We start from the raw sequence: 26,561 nt of genomic DNA, 5'->3' as shown, positions 1-26,561 counted from the left end.
ATCAGTTAAGAATTTGGCAATTTTTATAATGATCATCTAAAACAATGAAAACATCAGATTTAGACTCTTCAAACCATTCTGCCAATTTTTCACTTCTTTTTTTATTTAATGCCGCCTGCTTAATCTTTTGATAATCTATTCTAATATCTGCTCTATGTGGTTTAATTCTATCTTTATAGAATAAAATCCTAACTGCTTCCGAACGATCTTGTTGTCTGAAAATAAGCGGTTTTGTAATACTCCCCACTTCCATTGTATCAATGGTAAAGAAAACATTCGGATCTAGCTCATCCACAGAAATTTTTGTTCCTCCTTCTTCACTTTCCATAAAATATCCACCACTAGAGGAGGTATTCATATCATCTGAGTATTCAGCAGCAGCTGCCTCAAATGTTATACTATCATTTATGACTAATGTTCGAATACTATCTAAAAAATTGACAGCCTTGTCCATATCTTTTTGTGTGAATTTTGGAAGAATAAGAATATGACGGGTATTAAATTCATTTCCTCTTCTTTCCAATAGCTCAATTATATGAAAACCAAAATCCGTTTCTACAGGCTGTGAAATCTCACCTGGTTTCAATCTTAATGCTGTTGCTTCATATTCAGGTGCTAATTGGCCTCTCTCAAAGAAGCCAATATTCCCACCAGAATTCTTTGCTCCTGGTTCCTGGGAATATAATCTAGCGATATCCTCGAAATCTTCTCCTTCCAAAATTCTTTCTCTTAACCCATTTAAACGTGCCTTGATATTGTCTTTTGCTTCTTTACTCATTGTTGGTTTTTTAACAATTTGACCAACCTGAACTTGAGTAGAATAAAATGGAAGACTATCTCTCGGGATATCTTCAAAGAAATTTTTCACCTGTCGTGGAGTAACTTCAATATCAGCAGTGATGGTACGTTGCATTTCCCCTACTACCATCTGTTCTTTCACATCACTTCTTATCTCAACTTTAAATTCATCAAGCGTCTTGCCATAATACTCTTCGATTTTCTCCTCCGAGCCTATTTGTTGAACCATCATTTTCATACGGTTTTCCAATTGAGCCTCTACTTGAGCTTCTGAAACGGTTACAGAGTCAATTTCTGCTTTTGCCAACATTAATTTATTAACAATGAGGTTTTCCAAAACTTCACATCTTGCATTAGGGCTATTTCGATTTCCACCTCGCGATAAATAATCTTTGTAGGCAAGTGCCAAATCTGATTCCAGAATGATGTAATTATCAATTTTAGCTATTATTTTATCCACCACTTCTCCTTCAGATTGGCTGAAAGATAAAAATGGCATCATAATAAGTGCCAAAACAATGATTGTTGATTTATGACTATTGATTGTAAATTTCATATTTATTTGAACTCTTCGCATTTTCAAAAACTTCCTCTTCTAATCGGTTGGCTATTGCCACTTTTCTTTTGTTTAATATTATTTGCTTGATATCATTCTTAACAAATTCCAATGGGGATATTTGGTCTGAAATTTTATATTCTTTTATTCTTAAAAAGTAAAGGTTTTCTTCATTCGAATCCTCTACGAATTTATTTGACCTTAAAAAATCCACTTTGTTAGTCACCCCTACAAAAGGAGTATTCCTAATGGCCTCATCAAAATTTATCCAAACTGAGTCTTCTAAGAAATACGTTTCTGCAAATCGAAAACAATATGACTTTAATTCTTTAAAATCATCGGGTTTATCAGAATTGATTAGCTTTTTTAACTGGTCAATTTTAGGAGCATCTTTGGTTACCGTAATAAAATAACCTCTAATGATATTCTGCTTCAGTTCGAAATTATCTTTATTATTTTGGTAATAATCCATGATCTCTTGATTAGTTACCATAGTGTCTAAATTATTATCCACATGGTACTTTTTGTATTCATGCACCATTAAAGCATAACGATAATCCAACACTTTTCTTTCAATAGAGGCTTGATCAAAATTTATTTTTTCAGAAGCTTCGGATATAAGTAACTGTTTTTTTATCCATGAATTCACATATCGGTTAACCAAATTGGCACTATCTTTTGGATTAATATCCTTTGCTACTATTCCAGTCAAATCTTTTTGGTAAAGCATGGAATTCCCAACTTTAGCCACAGGAATTTTCACTTCTTCAACTGTTTGTTCCTCACTACCCAGCTTTTTAAGGTTGATATAGTCACAACCCCAAAAATTTATTGAGATTAGAAATAGTAATATGGTAAAAAATTTATTCTTCAATTTTTGAATTTATTTTATTTAATATTTTCTCGTTTACTGTGATAGTATACTTCTGACTTAATGCCTCTAACCATTCTTTTTCAAGATGTTTTTGGTAATCTTCCATCACTTCTGGTCTTGCTTCATCAAAAGATTTTTGTTTTGGAGGATAGCTTTCTAAAGCATATTTAAATTCTATCATCCCATTTTTTGTCACATTTTTACTGTAATCTTTCTCACTATTATTATACCAAACTGAGTTTTCAGATTTTTCCAAAGTTTCAGTAGATGCAGACTCAATACTGCTATTATTAGCAGCTAAAAATTGATTTGCCTCCGAAAGCAACTGCAAATATATTTTATTTTCATCGGAATAGATAAGGTTCACTACTTCCATATTACTAAAAGACTGATTTAAATCCTTAAATAGGCTTAATGAATCATTTTGACTAATGTTTTCTGGGATTTTCAAATTTATAAATACTTTGTTTTCATCCTTATTGTCTATTGATAGTTGTTTGCTCAATTTTGTTGTTTTATCATATTCCAACTCTGGAGTTAACGGAAAGTAAGTCCCATTTATTGGTTTTTTAAAGGGTTTTATTGAGGAAGTGTCTGAAAAGACAATTCGAGCGACTTTAATTTTTTCACTGCTTTTGTAGTTGCTTTTGTTTTCTTTAAAAAATTCTTTTAAAGCAGTCGAGTCTTCGCTTATTTTACTCCATACTTTTTGGTTCATTATTTCAAACAGAAGTAATCCGTCTTTGTATTCTTGTCTTAAAAACCTGTATTCAGGATATTTAATTTCAAGGTTTTCTTCTTCATATTGAATAAGTTCTGATTTCTCGAATTTTTCTAGCTCTTCACTTAGGGTTTCAGAAGAATTATAACTTCTCAAAAAGTCATCAATTGAATATTCCTTATCAGAAATTGTGAATAGAACCATTTCCAGTTCCCTCTTTTTAAATTTCTCAATGCCAACATCACTTTTCGATTTTAACAGGCTATAAGCCTCTGGTCTTTTAGTGAAATTATTTTCTGCTTTTAATTTTCTTATGACTTCTACCTCTTTCAATTCAGACCTTTGATCGCGCTGAACTCTTCTGCTCAAACTTTCACGCATGCTTTCCAGGCTACCAACTCCTCTTTTGTCTTCTAATTTCAAAATATGCCAGCCATAAGGGCTTTTTATTGGTTGGGAGATATCTCCTTTTTCTTCTAATTCAAAAGCTGGTGTTTCAAGAGAGGGTGGTAGGCTTCCCGCACCAAACCAAGGAAGGCTTCCGCCATTATCTTTAGTGTTTAAATCCTCTGACTCTTTAGTGGCAAGAATAAACCAGTTTTCTCCTTCATTTAGTCTATCATAAATATCTCTGATTTCTTCTTCAACTTTTATTGAGTCATCAGCTGATGCCTGTGGCGGGAATCGCTTCATGATATGGGCAATCTTAATTCTTCCTAAGGTTTCTCTTTTATCATTTACCTTAATTAAATGATAACCAAATTGAGTACGGATTATAGGTGAAATATTACCGACCTCAGTATTATAAGCAGCAGATTCAAAGGGATATACCATCTGAAAGGCAGTGAACCAACCCAATAATCCATTATTGCTTTGAGCTGATGGGTCTTCAGAATATGTCTTTGCCAGTGCTTCAAAACTTTCACCAGCTTCAAATTTCCTTTTAACTTCGCTTATTTTTTGATAGGCTTTAAGAGTGTCTTCAGCTTTTGCATCCTTATCTACTCTGATAAGGATATGGCTTGCATTTACCTCCTTTTGCAATCGCTCATAAGTTTCGTTAACAAGTTCCTTATTTACTTTCTCAGCAGTTAGGTATGGTTTTTTTATTTCTTCCAGATAGCCATTTAACTCATTTAAATAAGCTTGAGTAGTATCTAAACCCTCTGACTTGGCTTCAAGTACTTTTAATTTAAAGTCAATATATAAATCCAAATAATCTTCTATCGGCTCAATTTCGCCTTTATTTTTATTGCTTTTTTCATAGGCATATATAAACTCATCTGGATATACCGATAAAGAATCAATTGTGAATAAAGGTTGTTTCTCCTCGGATGTAGAGGTTTTTTGTGTTGTTTTACAAGAACTTATAAATATAAATAAAAGGGGTATTAATAAACCTTTGATGTTCCTCATTTGGCTTTAGTGAATTTTGAATGGCAATTTATATAAATGGATTCACACGGGAAAATTTAAGGCAAACAGTGAAGAGATTAATTTATTGTTTTTAGTTGTGTTTGAACCTTTTATGCAATATGCAAGTGTTTTTTTGTTCTTTATGGATAAATTCAACTTTGTCCATGATTCTCCTAACCAACATGAGGCCAATCCCTCCCTTTTTCTTGGTTTGCACTACTTCTTGAATGGAAGGCTCTTTATAATTATTAACGTCAAACTTTTCACCTTCATCAGAAATTTCAAAGGTAACACCGTCTTTTTCTACAAAAACTTCAAGATTAATAACCTCGTTGGCATTACAATAATTAGAATGGATGATAAGGTTTGCGCAGATTTCATCTACTGCCAAAACCATTTGATTGATTTCTAAATCATCATGAACATATGCCTTTAACTTCTCGGTTATAAACTCCCGAATATCCTTAAGGCGTGTTTTTTCGCAATATACTTTAAGATTGAACTTCATGTAACTTCTCCTTCGCTTCCTTCTTATCGCTTACTATAGTCATCAATTGATCTAAACCTAGAATTTGAAATACATTCAATACTTTCTCGCTTAAACCAAATATAACCATTCTGATATTCTTATTTTTAAAATCGTCTATGTAAGACATAAAAACCCCTAAACCTGCAGACGAAATATAATTTAATTGTGTTCCGTCTACTAAAATAAATTTTACTGACTCATCATTTGCCAATTCAGTTAAAGCTTCATCCAAATGAATACTAGAACTAGCATCAACATCACCTTCTACCATTAGGATGTGATCTTCCCCCTCAATATTTGTTGTTATGTTAATCATACAAACTTTATTACGTGCTTATTTTCAGTAAGTTGACTGCCATGTTATAAAAATCTTATAATTAAAGCAGTATAATCATCATCAAGATTTTCTGTACCTATAAATTCATATAAATATTTAATGAGTCCGTCTTGAATATCTTTAGGACTTTTCTTGCTGTTCTGTTCTAAATAGCTGCTTAATCTGTCATAGCCAAACTCCTCACCCTCACCATTTTTGGCTTCAATTATTCCATCTGTATATAAGAAAAGAATATCTCCGCTATTGTAATGTATTTTGTTAATATCAATAAACTTTTCAAAACTGTCATTTCTGACAATTCCCAAGCCCATTCCTTTATTATGAAAATATTCTGCTTTATTTTCTTTGCTGCTATAAAATAAGCCTGGACAATGGCCTGCTCTTGAAAAACTAATGCTTTTCTCTTGGGAATCGATAGTATAATATGCTGCTGTAATGAAAGATGTTTTTTCCAAGCAGTGACTCAAAGCATGATTTGCTCTTGTGAAAAAAGTTTTAGAATCTAAATCAAACTGTACCAAACTATGGAATACACCTTTCATCTGAGACATATTGAATGATGCAGAAGTTCCTTTACCAGAAACATCTCCAATAATTACTGCGGTTTTATGCTCTGTAGTTTTAAAGAAATCATAATAATCACCTCCTACTTCATCTGCTGATTCATAAAAGGCGTGCATTTCAAATTCTTTGTCTGAAATTAAAGAATGTGGAAGTAAACTTTTCTGTACGCGAGAAGCAATTTTTAATTCCTCTTTATAGCGCTCATTTTTTAATGCTTCTGTCAAAAGCTCAAAATTCTCAATAGAGATACAAGCTTGGTTTACAAAAGAGCTAATGATATTGATCATCTCTCTGTTGAATCCATCAGAAACATCTTTTAAAACTACTAATAAACCAATTTGTCGGTCTTGAATAATTAATGGCATTACCAATACTGAGCCATAATCTGGATCATTTAAATTAGTAGCGAGCTTGTTATAGTTTAAGTCTTTGTTGAAATTATTTGCTTTATGCTTATTAAGATAAGCGTAAATCCCACTGTCTTGAATGCTTTTTCGTACTTGAGTGATTTTCAGGTCTGTGATATTGGATTTTAATATCTGATGAGGTTCATCATCTTCATAAATTTCTAGCCAGGCACTGGTAGAAAAAACCGCATTATTGCTGCTTTCCAATAAAACTTCATAAACTTGATTTTCATTATCTCCTTTTTGAATTGACTGGCTTAGACGCTGGAAATTTAAAACCTCACTTATTTTTTGTTCAAAAACAGAGGAAGTTGGCAAATTGAAAAGTATAACTAAAATGGAGATTAATGCATATAGAAATATAAAGCCAGCAATAGATAATATATATACATTATCTAGCAAATCCATTATTAGATTGAATTCTGTAGAGAAGCCGAAAAGATTATTAATGAAATAATAGAGGTATAATATTACCAATGCGAGTAGCAGTATGCTCCTCCATTTTTGCTTAAAGTTTAAGTAAGCAATCCATTTTAAGTTAAATGACAATACTAAACCATAGAGTACGAAAATACCCAGTAAGCCATTGAAAAGCCATTGTTGAGCACCAATTTGGAAAAAGCTGTATAACAAGGATGCTAGTAATGAGTATTCAAATATTTGCCATATGATTAATAGTCTTTTATTCTTTTGATAGAGGATTAGCCTTTTCCAAACGATGAAAGTAGAAACCAAAAAGATGATAACAGCTCCCAAATTTATATGGTAGAAAAAATTTACCATCAACGGGTTTTGCATCAATTTGCTATCGCTCAAAAGATAGAAAAATAGACTTACGGCAAGTTGTACTAATGAAACTATCAGTCCAGTGGAGAAAACATGCCACAGTAAATCAATAAAATTGATGCTTTCTGCCTTTTGTATTTTAATTTTGAAAAAGAAATAGACGAAAATAATATAGAGGGAAAGTAAAAGTTGCGGGATTTCTTTGGTGATTCCTGCATTAGCTTCATTGATTTCAGCAAATAGCAAAAATAAATCTGCCAGTACTAATGAAAGCCAGCAGAGAATTGCAAATAATAAAGTGAGGCGTAAAAGTCCTTTTTCTGAAATCAATTTTTTATTTTTCTATATTTTGGCAAAATAAGCGTTTAAATATTATTGTGAAAATAGTTTTGCAAACATTAAATTCATGTACACAAAAAAAAGAACTAAAATGCTCAAAAAACTAATACTTACTTACTTTTTATTTTTTCTTGGTCTTGCGGTCTCTTTAGGTCAGATTCAAAAAGGTCAAGCTTCCTATTATGCCGATAAGTTTGAAGGCAAACAAACTGCAAGCGGGGAGAAATATAAACATAATAAACTGACTGCAGCTCATAAAAGCTTGCCTTTTGGAACTATCGTAAAAGTCACGAATATTGGAAATGGAGAATTTGTAGAAGTACGAATAAACGATAGAGGTCCTTTTGTAGAAGGTAGGATTATAGATTTATCTCGCTCAGCTGCAGAGCATTTAAAATTTATAAATCAAGGGTTAGCAGAAGTTCAGATTGAAGTGATTGATGCTGGAGATGGAAGGACAAACAGCAATAGGCCTGTTCAAATAGATCAAAAGATAGATATTGAAACCTATTTTGAAATGAACGTGAAACGAAAAAGCCCATCTGGCTTTGGAGTCCAAATAGGAAGTTTTAAAGGCTTTAACAATATGCTGAGGTTATCAGAAAATATTGAGAAATCTTATAGAGCCACACTTTTTGTTGAGGTAAAGGAATTAAATGATGCTACAGTATATGCGTTGATTTTGGGGGATTATAGCAATCGAAAAAAAGCTGATAAGCTAAAAGCTAAAATTGCAGATCGCTTTCCTGATGCTTTTGTTACTAGGTATTAAGATTTATTTAAAACTTAAAACCAAAAATCCCAATTCATCCTCCATATTTTTGTAAATATAAATTTTTCCATCTTTCACAAAATAAGTTTCTGGTACTTCAACTAGTTCAATATTCCCTATTTCATGTATTTGATTAAGGTTTTCATCAAAAATGGTCAAGATGATATTCCAGTTGTCTACTTCTTGATCTGGAGTAGTGGAGAAGCTTGAAAATCGATAAAACTGATTGCGGGAGTCATCAAAGACAAGATTTTTAAAATTAATCTCTTTATTTCTGGCTGTCATGATTTTTCCGATTGCTTCTCTAGATTCAACATCTTTCCCGAATGCCTTATTTTTATTTTCACTTAGTTTACTCTCATATTTTTTATGGATTATACTATCAGAATTTAAATCATAATAATACAATTCATTTTCCATGTCATGGCTTAATATGAATTTGTTGTCTTGAAAATCAGTGTACAAATTTGTTCTTATCATCATCATTCTACCATCCTGTGTTAGTGAAATGTGGTAGTCAGCAAGTTTTTTCAGTTCATCAATAAAATATTCTTTACGACTGTTTTGGGTCAAATTTAATTTTGTAAATCCTCTTAATTCTCCAAATCCTTTGTTGATTAAGTTGAAGGAAAGCATTTTCTTTGGCACAAATAAGCCGCTTGATTCCACACTGAATTCTTTTGGAATCGAATCTCCTTTAAATTCCTCCTCCGAGATGGTGTATTTATGCTGCAATTCAGCTTTCATATCAAATATTATAATTGATTGATAAACTACTAGCGCAATTTTATCTTCTGAAATGAAATAAACATCTCTCACTCTGTCAGTAGTGCCATTTGGACCTTCAACCTCAAACGGAATGAAATCAACTAACTCCATTTTATTCATATCAATGATTTCCAAGCCATGTCGGTTATTGGTATTGAACTTATACATGAAATTTTTATCATCATTGAAGCCAAATGAGTATATGCCATATTTGGTGTCGATGATTTCACCTTTGGAATCCACCATTACAGAATCTATTGAGATATTAATATCGGTATTTTGCTTTTCATTTTCAGAATTTCCACTACAGGATGAAAAGGAAATGATAATTATGGATAAGAGAAGGTAGATGATATTTTTCATGTTAGCGTGTAATTTTTGTATTAGAGGCACTAAGGTATAACAATTTTTAAACACACTAAATAATTAGTTGAATTTCTTTTTGTTTTTCCAAAGAATTGAAGCTGATAAAATGTAAATTCGCTTTCTAGATGATGAATTGAGCCAATTATGACAAAAATTAAAGATAAAATCGCCTGGGTTACAGGTGCTAGTTCAGGAATAGGAGAAGCTGTTGTTTATGAACTTATAAAAAAGGAGCCAAAGTAGTTATTTCTGCCAGACGAATGGAGCTTTTAGAAGAAGTGAGAGCGAAGTCTTCCAAGCCTGAAAATATCATGATACTTCCATTAGATTTGGCTGACATCAAGACCTTTAATTCTAAAGTGGCAGAAGTTTTGGCTCATTTTGGAAGAATCGATATCCTTTTCAATAATGGAGGAATCAGCCAGCGAGGTATGGCGCTTGAAACCGATTTATCAGTAGATAGGAAAATCATGGAAATTGATTATTTCGGAACCATAGCACTGACAAAAGCTGTAGCACCACATATGGTCAACCAGAAATCCGGACACTTTGTAGTGACCAGTAGTTTAGTGGGTAAATTCGGTTCTCCTTGGCGCTCATCCTATGCAGCTGCCAAACATGCGCTTCACGGTTTTTTTGATTCCTTAAGAACTGAATTGCATAATGATAACATAAAAGTAACCATGGTTTGCCCTGGTTTTATTAAAACGGATGTATCAGTCAATGCCTTAGGTTCGGATGGAAAACCAACTGGGGAAATGGATAATGCTCAAGCCAATGGAATGACTGCTCAGGAATGTGCAAAAAGGATAATTAGTGCAGTTGAAAAGGATAAACTGGAAACGGTTATCGGAGGAACAGAGCGTTTTGGAGTTTTACTTAAAAGGATATTCCCAGGCTTATTTGCCAAGATGATTTTGAAGAGGAATGTGAGGTAAAAAATTGGTCACAAAAAAAGCCCAACTATTGCCGGGCTTTCCTTATTAAAATTTTAAACTGATTAGCTGATTTCAACTAATTCTATTTCGAAACTTAAGTCTTTTCCTGCTAATGGGTGATTAGCATCTAAAACTATATGATCGTCATTTACTTCTGCTACTAAAACAGGTAAAGCTTGACCGTCAGGCTGTTGCATTGATAATTGCATGCCCACCTCTGGTTTAATTTCTTCAGGAACCTTGTCATGAGGAACTGGAACCATCATATCGTCTCTTTTGTCACCATAAGCTTCCGCGCTAGGTATATCGGCACTTTTCTTGTCACCAATTGTCATACCATCTACCGCTTTGTCAAAACCGGCAATCATCTGTCCTGCACCTAATTCGAACTCAATCGGTTCTCTTTCCAAAGAACTATCAAATACAGTACCGTCTGATAATTTACCTGTGTAGTGAACTTTTACTTTGTCGCCTTTTTTTGCTGTTGACATAACTTTTTGCTTTTGTAATTTCTCTTTATAAACCACAAAGCTACCACTATCATTCCCTAAAGAAAAAATATTCTCGCTTAAATCCTAAAATTGTACGATTATGTAACAATTTTGTACGAAAGTGAACAGTTTTTAAAGCCAATTCCTTAAATTGTAAGCTCAAAAGCTCTTTTTAAGCTTTGGCATTGTTTTTATCTTATTCACCATAGAATTGAAATATAATGGAAAAAGAAATCAATAAAGTATTAATTATAGATGATGATGAAGATGTGTTGTTTGCAGCTAAAATGCTGTTGAAAAAACATGTGAAAGAAGTCCTTATCGAAAAAGACCCAAGAAAGATTCCATTTCTGTTAAATCAGGGAAGCTATGATGTGATTTTGTTGGATATGAACTTCAGTCAGGATACCACCAGTGGAAAAGAAGGGATGTATTGGTTGGAGCAAATTAAAGAACGAGATCCTAAAGCTGTGGTGATTTTAATAACTGCCTTTGGTGATGTGGAGACAGCGGTAAACGCTTTGAAAAAAGGAGCTACGGACTTTGTTTTAAAGCCTTGGCAAAATGAAAAACTAGTAGCCACTATTCATGCTGCTGCTCAACTTAAAAACTCTTATAATCAAGTCAGTCGACTGGAACAGGAAAAGCAACAATTAGAAGAATCAATTGACGCGCCTTTTAAATCCATAATTGGTGAAAGTAAGGCATTGCAGAATGTATTTACCATAATTGATAAAGTAGCGGCAACGGATGCCAATGTGCTGATTTTAGGCGAAAATGGGACAGGAAAAGAATTAATAGCTCGAGCTTTGCATAAGAAATCAACCAGAAAAGACCATTCTTTTGTAAGCGTGGATATGGGAGCCTTGACTGATTCATTATTCGAAAGCGAACTCTTTGGGCATAAAAAAGGAGCATTTACAGATGCTAAAATAGATAGGGCAGGAAGATTTGAAATTGCTGATAAGGGTACCATTTTTTTGGACGAAATCGGGAATTTAAGTGCTCCGCTTCAGGCAAAACTATTAAATGTTCTACAAAGTAGGACTGTTACTCGCTTAGGAAGTAATGAGGCCATTCCATTTGATACTCGTTTAATATGTGCAACCAATGAAGATATAAATGCAAGAGTAAATGATGGAGATTTCCGTCAGGATTTATTATATAGAATCAATACGGTTGAGATTCATTTGCCTTCTTTGAGAGAGCGAATTGAGGACATCCCCCTTTTGGCAGATCATTTTTTAGGGATTTATGCTAAAAAGTATAAAAAAGGCGACATGAAAATAAGCCAAAATGCCTTAAGACTTTTACAAAAATATCAATGGCCTGGCAACATTAGGGAATTGCAACACGCTATCGAGCGTTCATTGATTATGGCAGACCATTCAACCTTGGAAGCAGATGACTTTTTCTTTTTGTCAAAAGGAGGCAACCCAAATTCACAGCAAGCAACAGTCATTGATGACAGTTTTAATTTGGAGGATGTGGAAAGACAAACCATTCAAAAAGCAATACAAATACATGGAGGGAATATTTCGAAGGCAGCCGAAGAGTTGGGATTGACAAGAGCCTCTTTATATAGAAGATTGAGCAAATATGACCTTCAATAATCCACTTTTAAAAAAGTTTTTAATTCGACTGGTATTATTGTCCTTAACCATTTTTGTTTGGGCAATAGTGACGGTTTATAATGAATCTACATTTCTGGGTATATTATTCCTAGTGTTGATTGTGATTCAAGCCAGGGCATTTTTTAAAGAACAAGCGGCAAATGAAATCTCTATCAATCGTTTTTTAGAACAACTAAAAAACAATGAAATCGATTTTGAACCTGAGGAGAAAAATGAAGATTTAAAGCAACAATATTCTGCAATTATTAATGCTATAAAAAGTAGGCAAAAAGAAAAAGAAGCTGAATATCAATATTTCCGAAATATAGTGCAGCATGTTGGTATAGGTATTATCACTTTTAATAAATCAGGTGATATTCAATTGTATAATTTTGCAGCCAAAAAATTATTGAATACTTCCTATCAGGTCAATAATATTCAACAACTGGCTAAAGTGAGTGAGGAGTTAGTTGACACTTTTAAAGAGCTAAAGACAGGAGGAAGCAAATTAATTCAAGTAAATATTGGTGAAGAAAGCAGGCAATTATCTGTTTATGCTATTGAACTGCAATTACATGATAAACAATTTAAACTAGTTTCTTTACAAAACATCCAAACCGAACTGGATGAGAAGGAGATGGAAGCCTGGAGAAATCTTATTAGGGTATTAACTCATGAGATCATGAATTCTGTAACACCTATTTCGTCTTTAACAGGGACTACTCGTGAAATGCTCAGCGACTACAAAGTCAATGGTGCCAAAGAAGTTCCGATTCAAAAAGATGACATGGAGGACTTGATGTATTCACTTAAAACTATTGAAAGTAGAAGTGAAGGTTTAATTAGATTCTTAAATGAATTTAGGAATTTAACGCATACACCAACTCCTAAGCTCAAAAATGAGGATGTAAATGTGCTTTTGGAAGGGATTTGTTTATTGATGAGCAAGGAATTAAAAGGGAAGTCGATTCAGGTTCATAAATCATTGGATGAAAGGATTCCTGAGATTTCTATGGATAGAGAATTGGTAGAACAAGTAATCATTAATTTAGTTAAAAATGCATCGGAAGCTTTTGATTCAGAGCAGGAAGAAAAAAATATATGGATTAGTTCCAACCTTGATGCTAAAAAGAGAGTCGTTATCAGTGTAAAAGATGATGGCGCTGGAATTGAGCCAGAAGCTTTGACGAAAATATTTATTCCGTTCTTTACAACGAAGAAAAACGGGTCAGGAATAGGTCTGAGTTTATCTAAAGAAATAATGAGAAAACATCAGGGTAATATTTCAGTTCAGTCTACGTTAGGAGTTGGTACGGAGTTTGTATTAAAATTTTAGTGATTACCCTTTAAAAAGTTATATTTGTGGAAAAAATAATCAAAATGCCAAAAGAAGAAATTCAAAAAACCATTACCAATATACTAGTGGAAAAATTAGGAATTGCTAGTTCTGAAGTAACTGCTGATGCAAGCTTCATAAAGGATTTAGGAATTGATTCATTAGATTATGCAGAGTTGGTAATGGAATTCGAGCAAAATTTCAATATTAGGATTCCAGATATGGATGCGGAAAAATTATCTACTATCAATCAGGCTGTTAAATATATAAATGAAAAAATTCAGTCAGCTGAATAAATATATTTAATATTAAAATCTTGATTTGATACCGGTGGTTAATTTTTATTTCCATCGGTTTTTATTTGTCCTAAATATCCTCCGTTCATAAAAACAATTGTTATGTTTTTATGAATTCGTTAACAAAAGGAGATAAGCATCGTTTTCCCATCAATACAATTATTCCCTACTATCAACCCTTATGAAATTTAAATTAATCATTTTGCTGTTTTTTATAGCTTCTCAATTGTATGCTCAAAAATATACAGTGAGTGGATATGTTAAAGAAGCAGGCTCAGGTGAAGTTTTAATCGGTGCTACCGTAGTTGATAAAAATCAACCTGGAAATGGTATGGCGACCAATGTCTACGGTTATTATTCTTTTGAATTACCTGCAGGAGAATATACTCTCAAAGCAAGTTATGTTGGTTATGCTACCAAAGAAATAGAGGTTAACCTATCAAAAGATTTAGCTATCAATTTTAGTTTGGAGGAAGAAACTTCAAGCTTGGAGGAGGTAGTTGTTTCTGCCACACGTAGCGATGAAAATGTTAGTTCTGTAAAAATGAGTACAGAGAAGCTGCAAATTGATAGAATTAAATCCATGCCAGCTCTTTTTGGTGAAGTGGATGTGGTAAAAAGTTTACAATTATTGCCAGGCGTTTCCACTGCTGGGGAAGGTACATCGGGAATGTTTGTGAGAGGAGGGAGCTCAGATCAAAATTTAATTTTGCTTGATGAAGCTACTGTTTACAATGCCAGTCATTTATTAGGATTCTTTTCTGTTTTCAATCCAGATGCGGTAAAGAATGTGGAGATTTATAAAGGAGGAATCCCCGCAAAATATGGAGGAAGAATATCTTCTATTTTAGATATTCAAATGCGGGAAGGGAATAACCAGGAATTTGAAGCCTCTGGAGGAATAGGGAGCATTAGTAGCCGATTGACAGCTGAAGTCCCTATAGTGAAAGGTAAATCTTCTTTGCTACTCTCAGGGAGAAGAACTTATGCCGATCTATTTTTAACCTTTGCTCAAGATGAAAATATTAGAAATAATACACTCTATTTCTACGATTTCAATACCAAATTTAATTACAGATTTAGTGATAAAGATAAAATTTTTGTTTCTGGCTATTTTGGCCGAGATAATTTAGGTTTCCAGGATTTATTTGGCTTTGATTGGGGTAATGCTACTTTCTCCACTCGTTGGAATCATCTGTTTAACGATAAGTTATTTTTAAATACAACCTTGCTTTATAGCAATTTCGATTACGGCTTCGATGTTAATACTGCCGGATCGGGCTTCAATTGGAACTCTGGTTTACAGGAGTATAATCTAAAACTAGATTTTGATTATTTCTTAAATAATAATAATACCCTATTTTTTGGGGCCAATGCGATTTATCATGTCTTTGCTCCAGCAGAAATTTCTTCACAGGATTCTAATATTCAAAATTTTAATTTACAAAATGATTTTGCTGTAGAAACAGCTTTATATGTGAGTAATCAGCATACGATCACAGATAAATTAAGTATGGAATATGGTGTCAGATACTCATCTTTTGCAAAAGTAGGGCCTGATTCCGTTTCTGTTTATGCAGACGGTCAAGCGAAAAGACCTGAAAATGAAATCAGAACTGATGTTTACGAAAGTGGCGATATTGTGAAATATTATGGTGGCTTTGAGCCTAGATTGGGGATTCGATATATGGTTAATTCCAAAACTAGTTTGAAAGCATCTTACAATAGAATGCGCCAATATTTGCAAGTAGCGACCAATGCTACAGCTGGTTTTCCTACAGATCGCTGGATTCCTGCAGATTATCATATAAAACCAGTCATTGGCGATCAGGTAGCTTTGGGTTATTTCAGAAACTTGAAAGATAATGCTTGGGAAATTTCAGTAGAAGGTTATTATAAATGGTTACAAAATGTGGTGGACTTTCTTCCTGGTGAAGATGTACTCTTGAATGATAGAATAGAAACAGCTGTTGCAGATGGTATTGCCTGGTCTTATGGAGCAGAATTTATGTTAAGAAAGAATATTGGTAAAACCACGGGCTGGTTAAGTTATACGCTTTCCAGAACGCAAAGACAAATTGAGGGAGTGGCCAGTGGTGACCCATACTTAGCCAGATATGATAAACCTCACGATATAGCTTTAGTATTATCTCATAAATTCTCTGAAAGATTATCACTTTCTGGAAATTGGGTTTATGCTAGTGGTGCTGCAGTAACCTTTCCTGAGGGAAGATATATTGTGAATGGGCAAAATATTCCATACTACGATGATAGTAAAAGAAATTCTAGTAGAATGCCTGATTTCCACCGCATGGATTTGGGTTTAACTTATCAATTGAATAGTAGATGGAAGCGATATGATCATGAAATTACTGTTTCATTCTACAATGTTTATAATCGAAAAAATCCTTTTTCAATAGAATTTAGGCAGGTTAACAATAACGATCCAACTTTTAGTGAATCTGAGGATGGCCCAATTACTAGCACTCGCCCAGCAGCTGTTAAAACTGCTTTATTCGGAATAATTCCTTCTGTTACTTATAACTTTTCTTTTAACTGATGAAAGCACATAAAAATAAAATATTGAGTCTTATTTTGGCGATAATAGTCAGTTGGGGTTGTCAGGAGATTATTGATATAGATATACCTCAAACAGATCCTAAACTGGTAATAGAAGGAAGGTTACTTAATGAGCGATCATTTCAAAGTATTAAAATATCTGAGAGTTTAAATTATTATGATACTACGGGCTTAGAACCTTTTACTGATGCAAAGGTGAGTTTGATGGATGCAGACAATAATTTGATTCAAAGCTTCAATTATAATCCTAAAGACAGCCTTTATCAATCCAATAGTCCAATAGAGCTTACTGTAGGAAGTAGTTATACACTTCAAATTGAAGTAAATGATGAAATTTTAGAGGCAAAGGGGAGTATTTTGGAAAACGCTACACTTGATACACTTTATTATTTGTCAGCGGAGGAATTAGAAAGCCTTGGTCAGCCAGCTTTTGGGGATGGCTATTTTTTATTTGTAGATGGCCAACTTAATAATGAAGGTATTGAATATTTCAAATTAGATGTAACAGTTAATGATACGCTTCGAAATTCAAGAGGGGATTTCTCAAATTCAGTTCTGACTTCGGAATTTTTCGGTAAGCAATTTCAAGCTCTGCCTGTGCCGGGTTCCTTTGAAGATCAAGATTCCGTAGGTTTAGAGCTTTATACCTTAAATGAGGATGTTTATCAATATTATGTTGAATTCATCAACTTATTATTTAATGATGGAGGAGTTTTTAGCCCACCACCTGTAAACCCAAGTACTAATATTAAAAACTTGACAAATCCTGAGAATGAGCCTTTGGGCTATATTCAGTTCAGCTCTGTGCAAAGGAAAAGTATTTTGGTTAAGAAAAGGGAATAAAAACCTCTGTTTAATCATCTTTAAATTTAATTGTATTGATTTAAGCTGATGTAAAATATCTATAGCTTTTTTACATATTGAACTAGCCACTATTAATAAACTGTTCGCTAACTTTTATACTAATGTTACTAAAGCTTGAAAATAGCTAAAATCCTTTTTAATTGTTTAACAGCCACTTAAACATGGAATAATAATTAATGATGACCTTTAGGAAACCAATAGAGGTCATGATAACACACTACAAAACTTTAGTCATATCCGATGTACATCTTGGTACAAAAGGCTCCAAGGCAAAAGAACTAGTCAAATTCCTGAAGCAATGCAGTTGCGACAGATTAATATTAAACGGTGATATAATTGACGGATGGCAACTCAAAAAATACGGTACTTGGAAGAGAAAACACACTCGCTTTTTTAATAGAATCCTGAAAATGATAGAGGAACATAAAACCGAAGTCATTTATCTGAGGGGAAACCATGATGATTTCTTAGATCAAGTACTTCCATTTAAAGTGGGAAATTTGACCATAACGAGAGATTTAATGATTGAAAGTAATGGTAAAAAATTCTATGTGGTGCATGGTGATATTTTTGATTCCATCACCACTAATCTTAAATGGGTAGCGAAATTAGGAGATGTAGGCTATACTTTCTTGCTATGGGTGAATTCAAAATATAATCAATATAGGAGAAGAAAAGGTTTGCCTTATTACTCATTGAGCCAGGTAGTTAAATCAAAGGTTAAATCTGCAGTTTCTTATGTTGATGATTTCGAGAAACAGTTAGTTGAAATCGCAAAGATTAAAGATTGTGACGGGATCATTTGTGGGCATATTCATCAAGCAGCTCTAAAGGAAATAAATGGATTGATTTATATGAATTCAGGTGATTGGGTAGAGAGCATGAGTGCTCTAGCAGAAGATGAAGACGGTAACTGGTCACTGGTTTATTATGCCGATTCCTCAGATTATAAATCGAATCATAAAAAGATGAAAAAAATCGATCTTGATCCTAAAGATAATATAGAAACAGAGCATATAAACTTACGAAAAAAGACTGCATAATAAATTTTTGCTGAAAAGGCTCTTGTTTTCCTCTCTGGGATACCAGAATTATTCAAAATATAAATAATTTTAAAAGCATCTAAATATAGTTTAAGGTCATATTTATTTGATGAAATCGTTAATAACTAACCCCTCCAATTTCGCCTTTAGCGAAAAAGCGGGCTGGAGGGTAAAAAGGCGGGCAGGCGTTGGCATTTGTGGGTAGTAGCATCATTTTACCTAGTCCCGATGGCTATCGGGATTGCCAGCCAATAGCTGGTCAGCCTCTGGCCGACATACTTTTTCATCAATGGAAAAAGTATGAAGCATTATGCGAGAATTAAAACTCAAAAATCGGTAATATAATGCTTAATTCTGCTCTCTGGTAGAAAGAGAAACAATTGAAAATACGTTTAGATCAATACAATGTATTACTTTATTTTACAGAGGAAAACAGGACAGATAATCTGGAAACAGAGTATATAACCTTACGAAAAAAGACTGCATAATAAATTTTTGCTGAAAAGGCTTTATATTCGAATATGGCTTTAATCAGTAAGAAGAAAAAGATATTTCCAGTCAGCAATAATTTGGTAAAATATTTACGAAATCATGGCAGGCAACTAGACATCCCCATCAAATATAGTGATTTAACCAGGGCTAATAATGCAATTCCGCTTTATGACAGTGAGGACAATGACACACTGTGGGAAACCTTGTTTTTCCCTCAGGATGATATGAAACATATCTATTATGGTTTAAAGAACATCTATGCAATCTTAAAAGCCGATGGTGATTTATCCGTGATGGAGCATCTTTATGTCGATAGAGTAGATGCTTGCACCTATGGAAATACTTATCCTTTTCGAGTGCGGATTGTAAACCAAATCAATGATAATTTCGATTATTTCTACATTAAAAAAGCTGATGCTTCTCGTATATATGGATTAGAATTGGAGCATTTATTATCTCCTAATAGAATGAGTTATATCGTAAATGGTGATACTTTGATTGAGGAACATATTCCTGGGATTCCAGGAGATCAATTTATCAGAAATTATATGAATGATGATAAGTTGAATAAAATCAGGTTGGCAAAGGAATTTGTTAAATTCACTGAAAGGTGTTTTGTTCGATTATTAGGAGATATGCACTCCAGCAATTTTGTAATAGATATCACACCTGACTTTGAAGAAATCCACTACAGGATTAAGTCCATTGATTTTGATCAGCAATCCTACGAGGGCAGAAAAGCGGTTTATATGCCGCAATATTTCAAGCAGAATAATCCCATTATTGAATTAGGTCTGGAGTTGATGACTCCCGCCACAGTTAAGCAATATCAAAAGGAAGAACGCTCTTTGATCGTAAATAGAATGAAGGCATCTGATCATAACTTAAAAGAGTTGATGAAAGCGATGAGGAAAGACGTGATTTCAACTCCTGAAAATATCACCAATTTGAAAGCTGAACTGGCAGAACATTATAAGCACAAAGATTTTAATAATTGTAAAACCATGGGGGATATAGTGGCTGAAAGTTTATTATACTTGATAGAGCACAATTAGCGAATTAAAATTATTTTCTGATTTAGGGCATCAGTAACTTCCTGTAGGAAAGTTTTAATCATGGGATATTCATCGGGCATATAAATTACCTGATCGTAATCAATCGTATATTCAATTTTTAAAGAATCCCCTATCTTTTTATATTGATACATAAGCTTTCCTTTTCCATCTTCTAAGGCTATGTTTTTATTAGATGGATATTCCACAACTGTCCATCCCTCTGGGATTTTATATGAATAACTAGCTTTCCTAATCAGCGGGGTATACAGGGTGATAGGATTTTGACGTTTTTCAGCTTTCAATTGATTTTCAGCGAATTCATTTAATACTACAGGCTTTATTTCCATATAATTTGTAGCTGTTGAATCTACTGGTCTAACAAATGAAAGGTATTCCTTAAGGATTTTATTTTCCTCAAATTCTTCATTTACTTCATGTTTCTTAATCTCCCAATCCATATTCTCAAATATAGTTTCAATCAAGTAATCATTATATGATCGATTGCTGTTTAAAAAGCGTGAATCAAAACTATAGACAGCATAACCTTCTCTTTTTACCTCATATTCACCTTTGATAGTGGCGGTGTCAGAAATCTCAAATTCAGCAGTGACCATTTCCTTGTCATCAAAATTAAAGTCCAGAGGCACAAAGCCAGGAGCCTTTTGTGAAATAACCAAACCACCATTATTGATGAAATTAGGAGGAAGCATATTAAACAGTAGATTTTTGTCGGAAGCATCGAGAAAATAATTTTTGCCATTATATCTCACCATACATATATAAACATCGAAAAGCTCGAAGTATGGATTTTCTGGATAAGTGGGTCTGTTTTCTAATGAGCTTAATGCAATTAAATAAGCATCAAAACCTGATTGGTTTAACATTTTGGTTAAGAGCATATTGATTTGCTGTGGTGTGCCTTTTCTAGCTTTATAAGCTTCCTCTAAACTTTTTTCATTAAAGGATAAATCAACAGAGAAGTTATTTCTAATGAAGAAATAAAAACCTTTCATAACATCCGTTTTAAATAATTCAGGATGATATATTTTATCAATTTCATTTTGTAAATAACTGCTTCTAGTATAAGCCTCTTTGAAGAATGGTGAACCAGCCCAATTATAGGCTAATTCCTCATAATTTTGTGGCAATAAAAATTCAGTAGATTTTTTGGGTAAAGTATATTCAGCAAGCTTAAATTTTAATTTCGAGATAAAATAATCAGAACCAGGAACGTCTGCTTCCTGTATGTAGGCTGGTATACTGTCCATTCTATAATCTTCGATTAGGACATCTGTTTGCTTATCCTTGACCATTTTTTTGACGGTTTTTCTACTGAAATCGTCTAGGTTAAGGGAGCCTTCCAAATATTTGTAGAACAATAAATAATTTGGTACTTCAGTGGTGTAAATTGATTTGACAACCGGAATATCATTTTGGAAATACCAACTGTTTAACTGTTGCCAATCCTCAATTTTAATTTGATAGCTGTATTCAATGATACTACCTACTTTTACATTGGGTAAGCTAAAGTAGTTTTCTACTATCCCATTTTTAGTTTCTTTTTCTATAGTCTCTGTTTTTAAACTATCTATTTGGAGTGTATTACTTTCATCAAGATTGTAGGTGTGACCTTTTATATACAAAAGGGAATCATTTTCGCTGTGTGGGATCATTGCATTAGCCCAATTTAATCCATCTTCACTGAGGATTTCAATTTTTGTGGTGTGAGTGAAAATTAATTCAAAATTTTCATTGTAAATACTCTTACCACTATCCAACAAAATGATGGCATCAGCATTTAAACCAAATGCAGAATTTTTAGGATTATTATTGTCTTGCGCTAATAATTGAAATGAAAATATAATTGTTAATAAAGTACTTAAAAATATCCTCTGCATTTTGATTCAAGTTTGTTGATAGATCCTAAATAGCTTAATTTAAATTAATCAAGCAATTATTATTCCAATTGTAATTTTATTAATACTAAGGTACGATAAAGCGAAAAATCTGTTGGCATGAATGTATCATGCATTAAAAAATAGTTTTTAATTGGCTTAAGCAATCTATTTCATGAGTGACGCTCGATTTATGCTGCTCCTTTTTCGGATTAAAGTAAATAGTGTCCATTCCAAAGTTTCTTGCTCCCATTATGTCCGTTTGTAAATTATCCCCAATCATGATGCTTTCGTTCTTTCTTGCTTCTGCCTTATCAATTGCATATTTAAAAATAGAACTCATAGGTTTTTTATAACCTGCAGTATCTGAGGTTACTACAGTAGAGAAATAAGGGTGTAATCTAGAATTTTCTAACTTTATTCTTTGAACATCCTTAAAGCCGTTAGTTAAAATATGAAGTTGGTAATTATCTTTTAAATAGTCGAGTACTTCAAAAGTATAAGGCATTAAATGTGGTTTAGTAGGACATAGCATCAAATATTCTGTAGATAATTTATTGCTCAGGTCAATATCATCAATTTCAAATTCCTTAAGTATCCTTAAAAACCTCTGTTCTCTAATCCCATCTCGAGATATTTTATTTTTGTTATAGTCATTCCAAAGTGATCGATTGATCCTATCAAAGCAAATATTAAATTCAATTGAATCATTAACTCCAAGATTTTTGAGTTGGTATTTAAGGAATAATTCGCCTAGTGCCTCATTTGAATTTTTTTCATAGTCCCATAGTGTATGGTCTAAATCGAAAAATATATGCTTATATGTGTTTATTTCACCCATTTTTTGCTGTGTAATATGTTTAAAGCGAGAGTTCTATTAGAATACATCACTTTAAAAGTTTCTAAATCTTTCTGTAGCTGCTGGTCTTTTTCTACAAACTTAAAAGTTTGACCCAACAGATCTTTTACTTCTTCTTTTACATAATAAAATACCCATTGATCAACTTTTTTGGAATTGAGCACTCCATTATTTTTCAAATATGATAAATGCCGAGATGTTTTCGCTTGAGTGAAATCCAAAATCAGTTCTAAATCTGATATACACATTTCCTGATTTTGATGTACTAAAAAAAGTATACGCAAACGAGAATCATCAGAAAGACACTTGTAGAATTGTACACTAAAATTTAAAGTAAAGTTCTTTAGCCTCATAAAGCCTAGCTGATAATCAGATTAAAATTAGTAAATGAATAATGAATATCTCTATTAATATTGAATCAAATTAAGTTTTTGGACATCTTTGTTTTTATTGAAAATTAATATTTTAAGAATCCCTTTGTTAAAGTTATGAACTTTTAGTTAACATAGAACTAAAGTTTAACTCATACGTTATAATGAAGGTTTATTTATCTTGTAATGTTTATTAATAGATTGATTAGCAGTGCTTAATTAAATTTTTCTTGAATTCGCTTTTATATATTATATTTGTCTTAATGAAAATCAAAAACACCATACTTCTCTCATTTTTATTGATTATTCCTTTTTTGGGTTTTTCACAAGAAGATGCTGAAGAAGATAAAGTTATACAATTCACTGGAGTCATTTTAGATGAGGATAGTGTTAGTGTACCTGGAGTACATATTTATACTCCTATTTATGGTAGGGGAACTTCAACTAATCAATATGGGTTTTTCTCCATGCCCGCATTAGAAGGTGATAGTTTAGTCATTAGTGCAGTTGGATTTAAAAAAGCGACTTATATCGTACCTAAAATTAAATCCTCAACCTTAAAAGTTATTTTTAAACTAGAACCCGATAAAGAAATGCTAAATGAGGTACAAGTTTATAATATGCCTCCCACTGCAGAAGCCTTTAAAAAGGCCGTTTTAGCGGTCAGGTTGCCTGATGAATATGATAATATAAACAGGAATTTAGACCCTGCTACATTACAAGAAATGTATAGGACACTACCAGCTGATGGGTCTATGAATCACAGGTGGTTTGTTCAGCAACAAGCCTTCTATGATCAAACCAAAAATTCAGTACGGATAAATCCTTTGTTAAATCCTATGTCATGGGTAGAGATATTTAGAGCTATTAAAAGAGGAGATTTTTCTAATAACGATTAATATCTAATCCCTAATTGCAATATTTTCTAATTAAGTATACTGAAGAACAATACAAACATTCTTTCCTGTACCTTTTTAACCTAATCCATCAAGTAATTACAACTAATATTTCGTTTCTTGCTAAAGCACTTATTGGAAATATCATCCATAATAGGTTAATAATTTTTTTAAATGGTAGGTTTCTGCTTATTTTAAGAATTGAAATGCTTTTATAGCTTGAAAAAATTCATCATCATATCACTTTTTTGCTCCATTGGAGCTGGCTCTCTATATGCACAATCTTTTCAGGAGGTGTTAGAGAAGGGTTCAGGTAAAGTAAAAGTGTATTATTACCCAATCGAACCGTTTATATATCAAGATGAAATTGGTAATTTATTAGGAATCGAAAAGGAAATGATGGATTCCTTTCTTCGCTTTGTGGAAAAAAAATATTCCGTAAAATTGTTTGTTGAGTGGGAACAAGTTCCAACATTTGATGCGGTATTTGAATATGTTGATAAATCTAAAACACCTGCTTTTGGAGTTTCCGTTATATCTAAAACGAAAGAACGTTCAAAACTTGTTGATTTCTCTTATTCCTACATGCCCGATGTAAGTGTTTTTATCACACATCTTTCCGTTCCTTACCTAGATAATGCAGCATCCTTAAAAACCCATATTGATGGTTTTGAAGCTGCAACGATGTCTGGTACCACCTATAAAAATGATTTAGATGAGTTAAGCAATGCCTATGATTTGAATCTCAATTATGTAGATGTTCCAAATGATGAAGATATTATTCGTTTAGTGAGTAGAAATAGAGAAATGGTAGGTTTTGTGGGCTTACCTTTTTATGTAATAGAAATTGGTAAAGGAAATCCAGTAAAGAGACATAGTAAATTTCAAGTAAAAAGAGATGGATATAGATTTATTTACCAATTAGAAAGTGATTGGGAAATACCCGTAAAAAATTATTTTGAAAGTTATTTATATCGTGCAGAAGCAGATAAAATCATAAGAAGATATCTTGGGAATGACTATTCTGAATTGATTTGGGGGTTAGCAGGTGATAATGTTGCCGACAGGGCAGATGAAATTGCTTTTTTAAATAAAGAAAAGGAAATCCAAAGCCAAAGTCTGATAGCTTCCGAGCGTCAAAAAGAGCTGCAATGGACGATTATAATTTCAGTAAGCATTATTTTAATTTTTGTTGTGGTAATTGTTATTCTTCTCATAAGGTCAAATAAGATTCGTGAAAGAGATAATATGCTTTTAACCGAAAAAAGTGATCAATTGCAGGAACTATTGGCCGAGTTGAATAGGAGCAAGGATGAATTATCACATCAAAGGCAGTTACTACAAAAGAAGAATAAAGAGTTAACAGAAATAAATAAACAGAAAGATGATCTTATAGGAATTGTTGCCCACGATTTAAAAAGTCCTATTAATCAAATGAGTGGTTTGATTACTATTCTTGGTTTTAAAAGTGAAAAATGGGATAAGGAAGAAATTGATATTTTTGAGAAACTTGAGAACTCTAACTTTCATTTAAAAGAACTAGTTGAACGAATATTAGATTTAGAATCAATTCAAAAGAAAAGCCTCAATTACAAATTTAGCACTATTGACATGGCTGATATTTTGAGAGAAACGGTGGCTGAATTCAAAGAGAAAGCGCTGTCTAAGAATATTTCTATTGATACATCTAAAATTTTAAATGGAAAAATGGTTCTGGCAGATCCTTTTTTCTTAAAACAAGTATTCGAAAACCTTTTAAGTAATGCTTTAAAGTTTTCTCCGCTGGGGAGTAATATTTTTATTGGTACCGAAACTCATCATGAATATCATCATGTATTTGTGAAGGATGAAGGCCCAGGGATTTCCGAAAAGGATAAAATGAAATTATTTACGAAGTATATGACTTTATCAGCTAAGCCAACTGGCGATGAAACTTCAACTGGTTTAGGCTTATCCATAGTTAAGAAATATGTAGAGGAGATGAACGGAAGTGTTTGGTGTGAAAGTGATATAGGAAAAGGAGCTAAGTTTGTAGTGGCCTTTCCTAAAATTTAAATATTTAAACATAAAATAAATGAGATTATTAGTTGCGATTATTTTGATGGCTTTTGTGGCTGTATCCTGCTCAAATGAAAATGAAAAGAAAGTTATTTATATGGTTCGTCATGCGGAGAAAGACGTGACCCCTAAAAATGACCCACCGCTAACGACCGATGGTGTAATTCGATCGGTGGACTTGGCTAGCTGGTTCAAGGATATTGAAATAGATTCAATTTTTTCAACTGACTACGTCAGAATGAAAGAAACCGCTAAACCTGTTGCAGAGCAAAAGAATCTTGAAATTTCCAATTATGATGCAAAAGAATATGAGGAATTTGCAAAGCAATTAAAAGAAATGAAAGCGGATACTATTTTAGTGGTGGGACATAGTAATACTATTTTAGAGCAAATTGAAGCTTTAGGTCTTGATCAACCTCAAGAGGAAATCAATGAAAATGAATATGACAAGATTTTTGAATTAAGAATGGGATCTAAAGAAGTGATTACCCATACATATGGCACAAAGTTTAAAGAGTAATTCTAAACATTTACATATCGA

At 32.9% G+C, this 26,561-nt stretch carries 23 protein-coding genes; 12 read left to right on the top strand and 11 right to left on the bottom strand.

All coding sequences use genetic code 11. The annotated features are described in order from the left end of the window. Position 1 precedes the first annotated feature (1 nt). From ABWH96_RS19855 to ABWH96_RS19830, 6 genes are all read right to left on the bottom strand, one after another. On the bottom strand, positions 2-1,354 hold the full coding sequence (locus ABWH96_RS19855) for a peptidylprolyl isomerase (protein ID WP_375579230.1): 1,353 nt from the start codon (positions 1,352-1,354) through the stop codon (positions 2-4). After that, positions 1,335-2,228: a peptidyl-prolyl cis-trans isomerase gene (locus ABWH96_RS19850; protein ID WP_375579229.1), complete on the bottom strand. Its 894-nt coding sequence runs from the start codon at positions 2,226-2,228 to the stop codon at positions 1,335-1,337. The genes ABWH96_RS19855 and ABWH96_RS19850 overlap by 20 nt, the downstream gene beginning before the upstream one ends. After that, the gene (locus ABWH96_RS19845) at positions 2,218-4,365 is read right to left on the bottom strand and encodes a peptidylprolyl isomerase (RefSeq protein ID WP_375579228.1); all 2,148 of its coding nucleotides are present in this window, start codon (positions 4,363-4,365) and stop codon (positions 2,218-2,220) included. The genes ABWH96_RS19850 and ABWH96_RS19845 overlap by 11 nt, the downstream gene beginning before the upstream one ends. A 91-nt stretch (positions 4,366-4,456) precedes the next feature. After that, positions 4,457-4,873: an ATP-binding protein gene (locus tag ABWH96_RS19840; RefSeq protein WP_375579227.1), complete on the bottom strand. Its 417-nt coding sequence runs from the start codon at positions 4,871-4,873 to the stop codon at positions 4,457-4,459. Next, positions 4,857-5,210: an STAS domain-containing protein gene (locus ABWH96_RS19835; RefSeq protein WP_375579226.1), complete on the bottom strand. Its 354-nt coding sequence runs from the start codon at positions 5,208-5,210 to the stop codon at positions 4,857-4,859. The genes ABWH96_RS19840 and ABWH96_RS19835 overlap by 17 nt, the downstream gene beginning before the upstream one ends. 44 nt (positions 5,211-5,254) lie before the next feature. Then, positions 5,255-7,318, bottom strand: coding sequence for a GAF domain-containing SpoIIE family protein phosphatase (locus tag ABWH96_RS19830; protein ID WP_375579225.1), 2,064 nt, complete (start codon positions 7,316-7,318; stop codon positions 5,255-5,257). A gap of 100 nt (positions 7,319-7,418) precedes the next feature. On the opposite strand from ABWH96_RS19830, the gene ABWH96_RS19825 reads away from it, so the two are divergent. Further along, positions 7,419-8,099, top strand: coding sequence for a septal ring lytic transglycosylase RlpA family protein (locus tag ABWH96_RS19825; protein WP_375579224.1), 681 nt, complete (start codon positions 7,419-7,421; stop codon positions 8,097-8,099). Between the two features lie 3 nt (positions 8,100-8,102). Here the strand turns inward: ABWH96_RS19825 and ABWH96_RS19820 are convergent, their stop codons facing one another. Further along, positions 8,103-9,230, bottom strand: coding sequence for a DUF4221 family protein (locus ABWH96_RS19820; protein ID WP_375579223.1), 1,128 nt, complete (start codon positions 9,228-9,230; stop codon positions 8,103-8,105). Between the two features lie 263 nt (positions 9,231-9,493). Between ABWH96_RS19820 and ABWH96_RS19815 the strand changes: the two genes are divergently transcribed. Continuing rightward, entirely contained in the window at positions 9,494-10,171 is a 678-nt protein-coding gene (locus tag ABWH96_RS19815) for an SDR family NAD(P)-dependent oxidoreductase (protein ID WP_375579222.1), read from the top strand. Positions 10,172-10,233: 62 nt separating this feature from the next. On the opposite strand, the gene ABWH96_RS19810 is transcribed toward ABWH96_RS19815, so the two are convergent. Further along, a complete protein-coding gene (locus ABWH96_RS19810; protein WP_085518834.1) occupies positions 10,234-10,662 on the bottom strand; it encodes a peptidylprolyl isomerase in 429 nt (142 codons plus the stop codon). A gap of 221 nt (positions 10,663-10,883) precedes the next feature. Here ABWH96_RS19810 and ABWH96_RS19805 point away from each other — a divergent pair, with 221 nt between their 5' ends. The 7 genes from ABWH96_RS19805 to ABWH96_RS19775 all read left to right on the top strand — a co-directional run bounded on the left by ABWH96_RS19805 (position 10,884) and on the right by ABWH96_RS19775 (position 19,941). After that, a complete protein-coding gene (locus ABWH96_RS19805; protein ID WP_375579221.1) occupies positions 10,884-12,275 on the top strand; it encodes a sigma-54-dependent transcriptional regulator in 1,392 nt (463 codons plus the stop codon). Beyond that, entirely contained in the window at positions 12,262-13,611 is a 1,350-nt protein-coding gene (locus ABWH96_RS19800) for a PAS domain-containing sensor histidine kinase (RefSeq protein ID WP_375579220.1), read from the top strand. Before ABWH96_RS19805 ends, ABWH96_RS19800 begins: the two co-directional genes overlap by 14 nt. Positions 13,612-13,637: 26 nt before the next feature. Next, complete coding sequence (locus ABWH96_RS19795) at positions 13,638-13,907, top strand: acyl carrier protein (RefSeq protein WP_375579219.1); 270 nt, start codon at positions 13,638-13,640, stop codon at positions 13,905-13,907. A gap of 181 nt (positions 13,908-14,088) precedes the next feature. After that, the gene (locus tag ABWH96_RS19790) at positions 14,089-16,467 is read left to right on the top strand and encodes a TonB-dependent receptor domain-containing protein (RefSeq protein ID WP_375579218.1); all 2,379 of its coding nucleotides are present in this window, start codon (positions 14,089-14,091) and stop codon (positions 16,465-16,467) included. Further along, the gene (locus tag ABWH96_RS19785) at positions 16,467-17,330 is read left to right on the top strand and encodes a DUF4249 family protein (protein WP_375579217.1); all 864 of its coding nucleotides are present in this window, start codon (positions 16,467-16,469) and stop codon (positions 17,328-17,330) included. Before ABWH96_RS19790 ends, ABWH96_RS19785 begins: the two co-directional genes overlap by 1 nt. Positions 17,331-17,557: 227 nt before the next feature. Further along, positions 17,558-18,394, top strand: a complete 837-nt coding sequence (locus ABWH96_RS19780) for a UDP-2,3-diacylglucosamine diphosphatase (protein WP_375579216.1) — start codon at positions 17,558-17,560, stop codon at positions 18,392-18,394. Between the two features lie 521 nt (positions 18,395-18,915). Beyond that, positions 18,916-19,941, top strand: a complete 1,026-nt coding sequence (locus ABWH96_RS19775) for a hypothetical protein (RefSeq protein ID WP_375579215.1) — start codon at positions 18,916-18,918, stop codon at positions 19,939-19,941. Here ABWH96_RS19775 and ABWH96_RS19770 read toward each other — a convergent pair. The 3 genes from ABWH96_RS19770 to ABWH96_RS19760 all read right to left on the bottom strand — a co-directional run bounded on the left by ABWH96_RS19770 (position 19,938) and on the right by ABWH96_RS19760 (position 23,048). Next, a complete protein-coding gene (locus ABWH96_RS19770) occupies positions 19,938-21,839 on the bottom strand; it encodes a DUF3857 domain-containing protein (RefSeq protein ID WP_375579214.1) in 1,902 nt (633 codons plus the stop codon). The two genes, ABWH96_RS19775 and ABWH96_RS19770, sit on opposite strands and share 4 nt — an antisense overlap. A gap of 133 nt (positions 21,840-21,972) precedes the next feature. Then, entirely contained in the window at positions 21,973-22,677 is a 705-nt protein-coding gene (locus ABWH96_RS19765) for a YjjG family noncanonical pyrimidine nucleotidase (protein ID WP_375579213.1), read from the bottom strand. Further along, positions 22,665-23,048 carry an ArsR/SmtB family transcription factor gene (locus ABWH96_RS19760; protein ID WP_375579212.1) on the bottom strand — a complete coding sequence of 128 codons (384 nt, stop codon included), beginning with the start codon at positions 23,046-23,048 and terminating at the stop codon, positions 22,665-22,667. The genes ABWH96_RS19765 and ABWH96_RS19760 overlap by 13 nt, the downstream gene beginning before the upstream one ends. A gap of 281 nt (positions 23,049-23,329) precedes the next feature. On the opposite strand from ABWH96_RS19760, the gene ABWH96_RS19755 reads away from it, so the two are divergent. From ABWH96_RS19755 to ABWH96_RS19745, 3 genes are all read left to right on the top strand, one after another. Beyond that, entirely contained in the window at positions 23,330-23,965 is a 636-nt protein-coding gene (locus tag ABWH96_RS19755) for a carboxypeptidase-like regulatory domain-containing protein (RefSeq protein WP_375579211.1), read from the top strand. Between the two features lie 216 nt (positions 23,966-24,181). Continuing rightward, positions 24,182-26,017, top strand: coding sequence for an ATP-binding protein (locus tag ABWH96_RS19750; RefSeq protein WP_375579210.1), 1,836 nt, complete (start codon positions 24,182-24,184; stop codon positions 26,015-26,017). Positions 26,018-26,036: 19 nt separating this feature from the next. Beyond that, a complete protein-coding gene (locus ABWH96_RS19745; RefSeq protein ID WP_375579209.1) occupies positions 26,037-26,540 on the top strand; it encodes a histidine phosphatase family protein in 504 nt (167 codons plus the stop codon). Positions 26,541-26,561: the final 21 nt, after the last annotated feature.

The organism is Marivirga tractuosa (assembly GCF_042140215.1).
Taxonomy (GTDB): domain Bacteria; phylum Bacteroidota; class Bacteroidia; order Cytophagales; family Cyclobacteriaceae; genus Marivirga; species Marivirga tractuosa_A.
This window is presented reverse-complemented; position numbering and strand designations above follow the sequence as displayed.

Coding starts and splice junctions, on each gene's coding strand:
- ABWH96_RS19855 (WP_375579230.1), bottom strand. CDS start 1,354: ATGAAATTTACAATCAATAGTCATAAATCAACAATCATTGTTTTGGCA.
- ABWH96_RS19845 (WP_375579228.1), bottom strand. CDS start 4,365: ATGAGGAACATCAAAGGTTTATTAATACCCCTTTTATTTATATTTATA.
- ABWH96_RS19840 (WP_375579227.1), bottom strand. CDS start 4,873: ATGAAGTTCAATCTTAAAGTATATTGCGAAAAAACACGCCTTAAGGAT.
- ABWH96_RS19835 (WP_375579226.1), bottom strand. CDS start 5,210: ATGATTAACATAACAACAAATATTGAGGGGGAAGATCACATCCTAATG.
- ABWH96_RS19825 (WP_375579224.1), top strand. CDS start 7,419: ATGCTCAAAAAACTAATACTTACTTACTTTTTATTTTTTCTTGGTCTT.
- ABWH96_RS19820 (WP_375579223.1), bottom strand. CDS start 9,230: ATGAAAAATATCATCTACCTTCTCTTATCCATAATTATCATTTCCTTT.
- ABWH96_RS19815 (WP_375579222.1), top strand. CDS start 9,494: ATGGAGCTTTTAGAAGAAGTGAGAGCGAAGTCTTCCAAGCCTGAAAAT.
- ABWH96_RS19810 (WP_085518834.1), bottom strand. CDS start 10,662: ATGTCAACAGCAAAAAAAGGCGACAAAGTAAAAGTTCACTACACAGGT.
- ABWH96_RS19805 (WP_375579221.1), top strand. CDS start 10,884: ATGGAAAAAGAAATCAATAAAGTATTAATTATAGATGATGATGAAGAT.
- ABWH96_RS19800 (WP_375579220.1), top strand. CDS start 12,262: ATGACCTTCAATAATCCACTTTTAAAAAAGTTTTTAATTCGACTGGTA.
- ABWH96_RS19790 (WP_375579218.1), top strand. CDS start 14,089: ATGAAATTTAAATTAATCATTTTGCTGTTTTTTATAGCTTCTCAATTG.
- ABWH96_RS19785 (WP_375579217.1), top strand. CDS start 16,467: ATGAAAGCACATAAAAATAAAATATTGAGTCTTATTTTGGCGATAATA.
- ABWH96_RS19780 (WP_375579216.1), top strand. CDS start 17,558: ATGATAACACACTACAAAACTTTAGTCATATCCGATGTACATCTTGGT.
- ABWH96_RS19775 (WP_375579215.1), top strand. CDS start 18,916: ATGGCTTTAATCAGTAAGAAGAAAAAGATATTTCCAGTCAGCAATAAT.
- ABWH96_RS19770 (WP_375579214.1), bottom strand. CDS start 21,839: ATGCAGAGGATATTTTTAAGTACTTTATTAACAATTATATTTTCATTT.
- ABWH96_RS19765 (WP_375579213.1), bottom strand. CDS start 22,677: ATGGGTGAAATAAACACATATAAGCATATATTTTTCGATTTAGACCAT.
- ABWH96_RS19760 (WP_375579212.1), bottom strand. CDS start 23,048: ATGAGGCTAAAGAACTTTACTTTAAATTTTAGTGTACAATTCTACAAG.
- ABWH96_RS19755 (WP_375579211.1), top strand. CDS start 23,330: ATGAAAATCAAAAACACCATACTTCTCTCATTTTTATTGATTATTCCT.
- ABWH96_RS19745 (WP_375579209.1), top strand. CDS start 26,037: ATGAGATTATTAGTTGCGATTATTTTGATGGCTTTTGTGGCTGTATCC.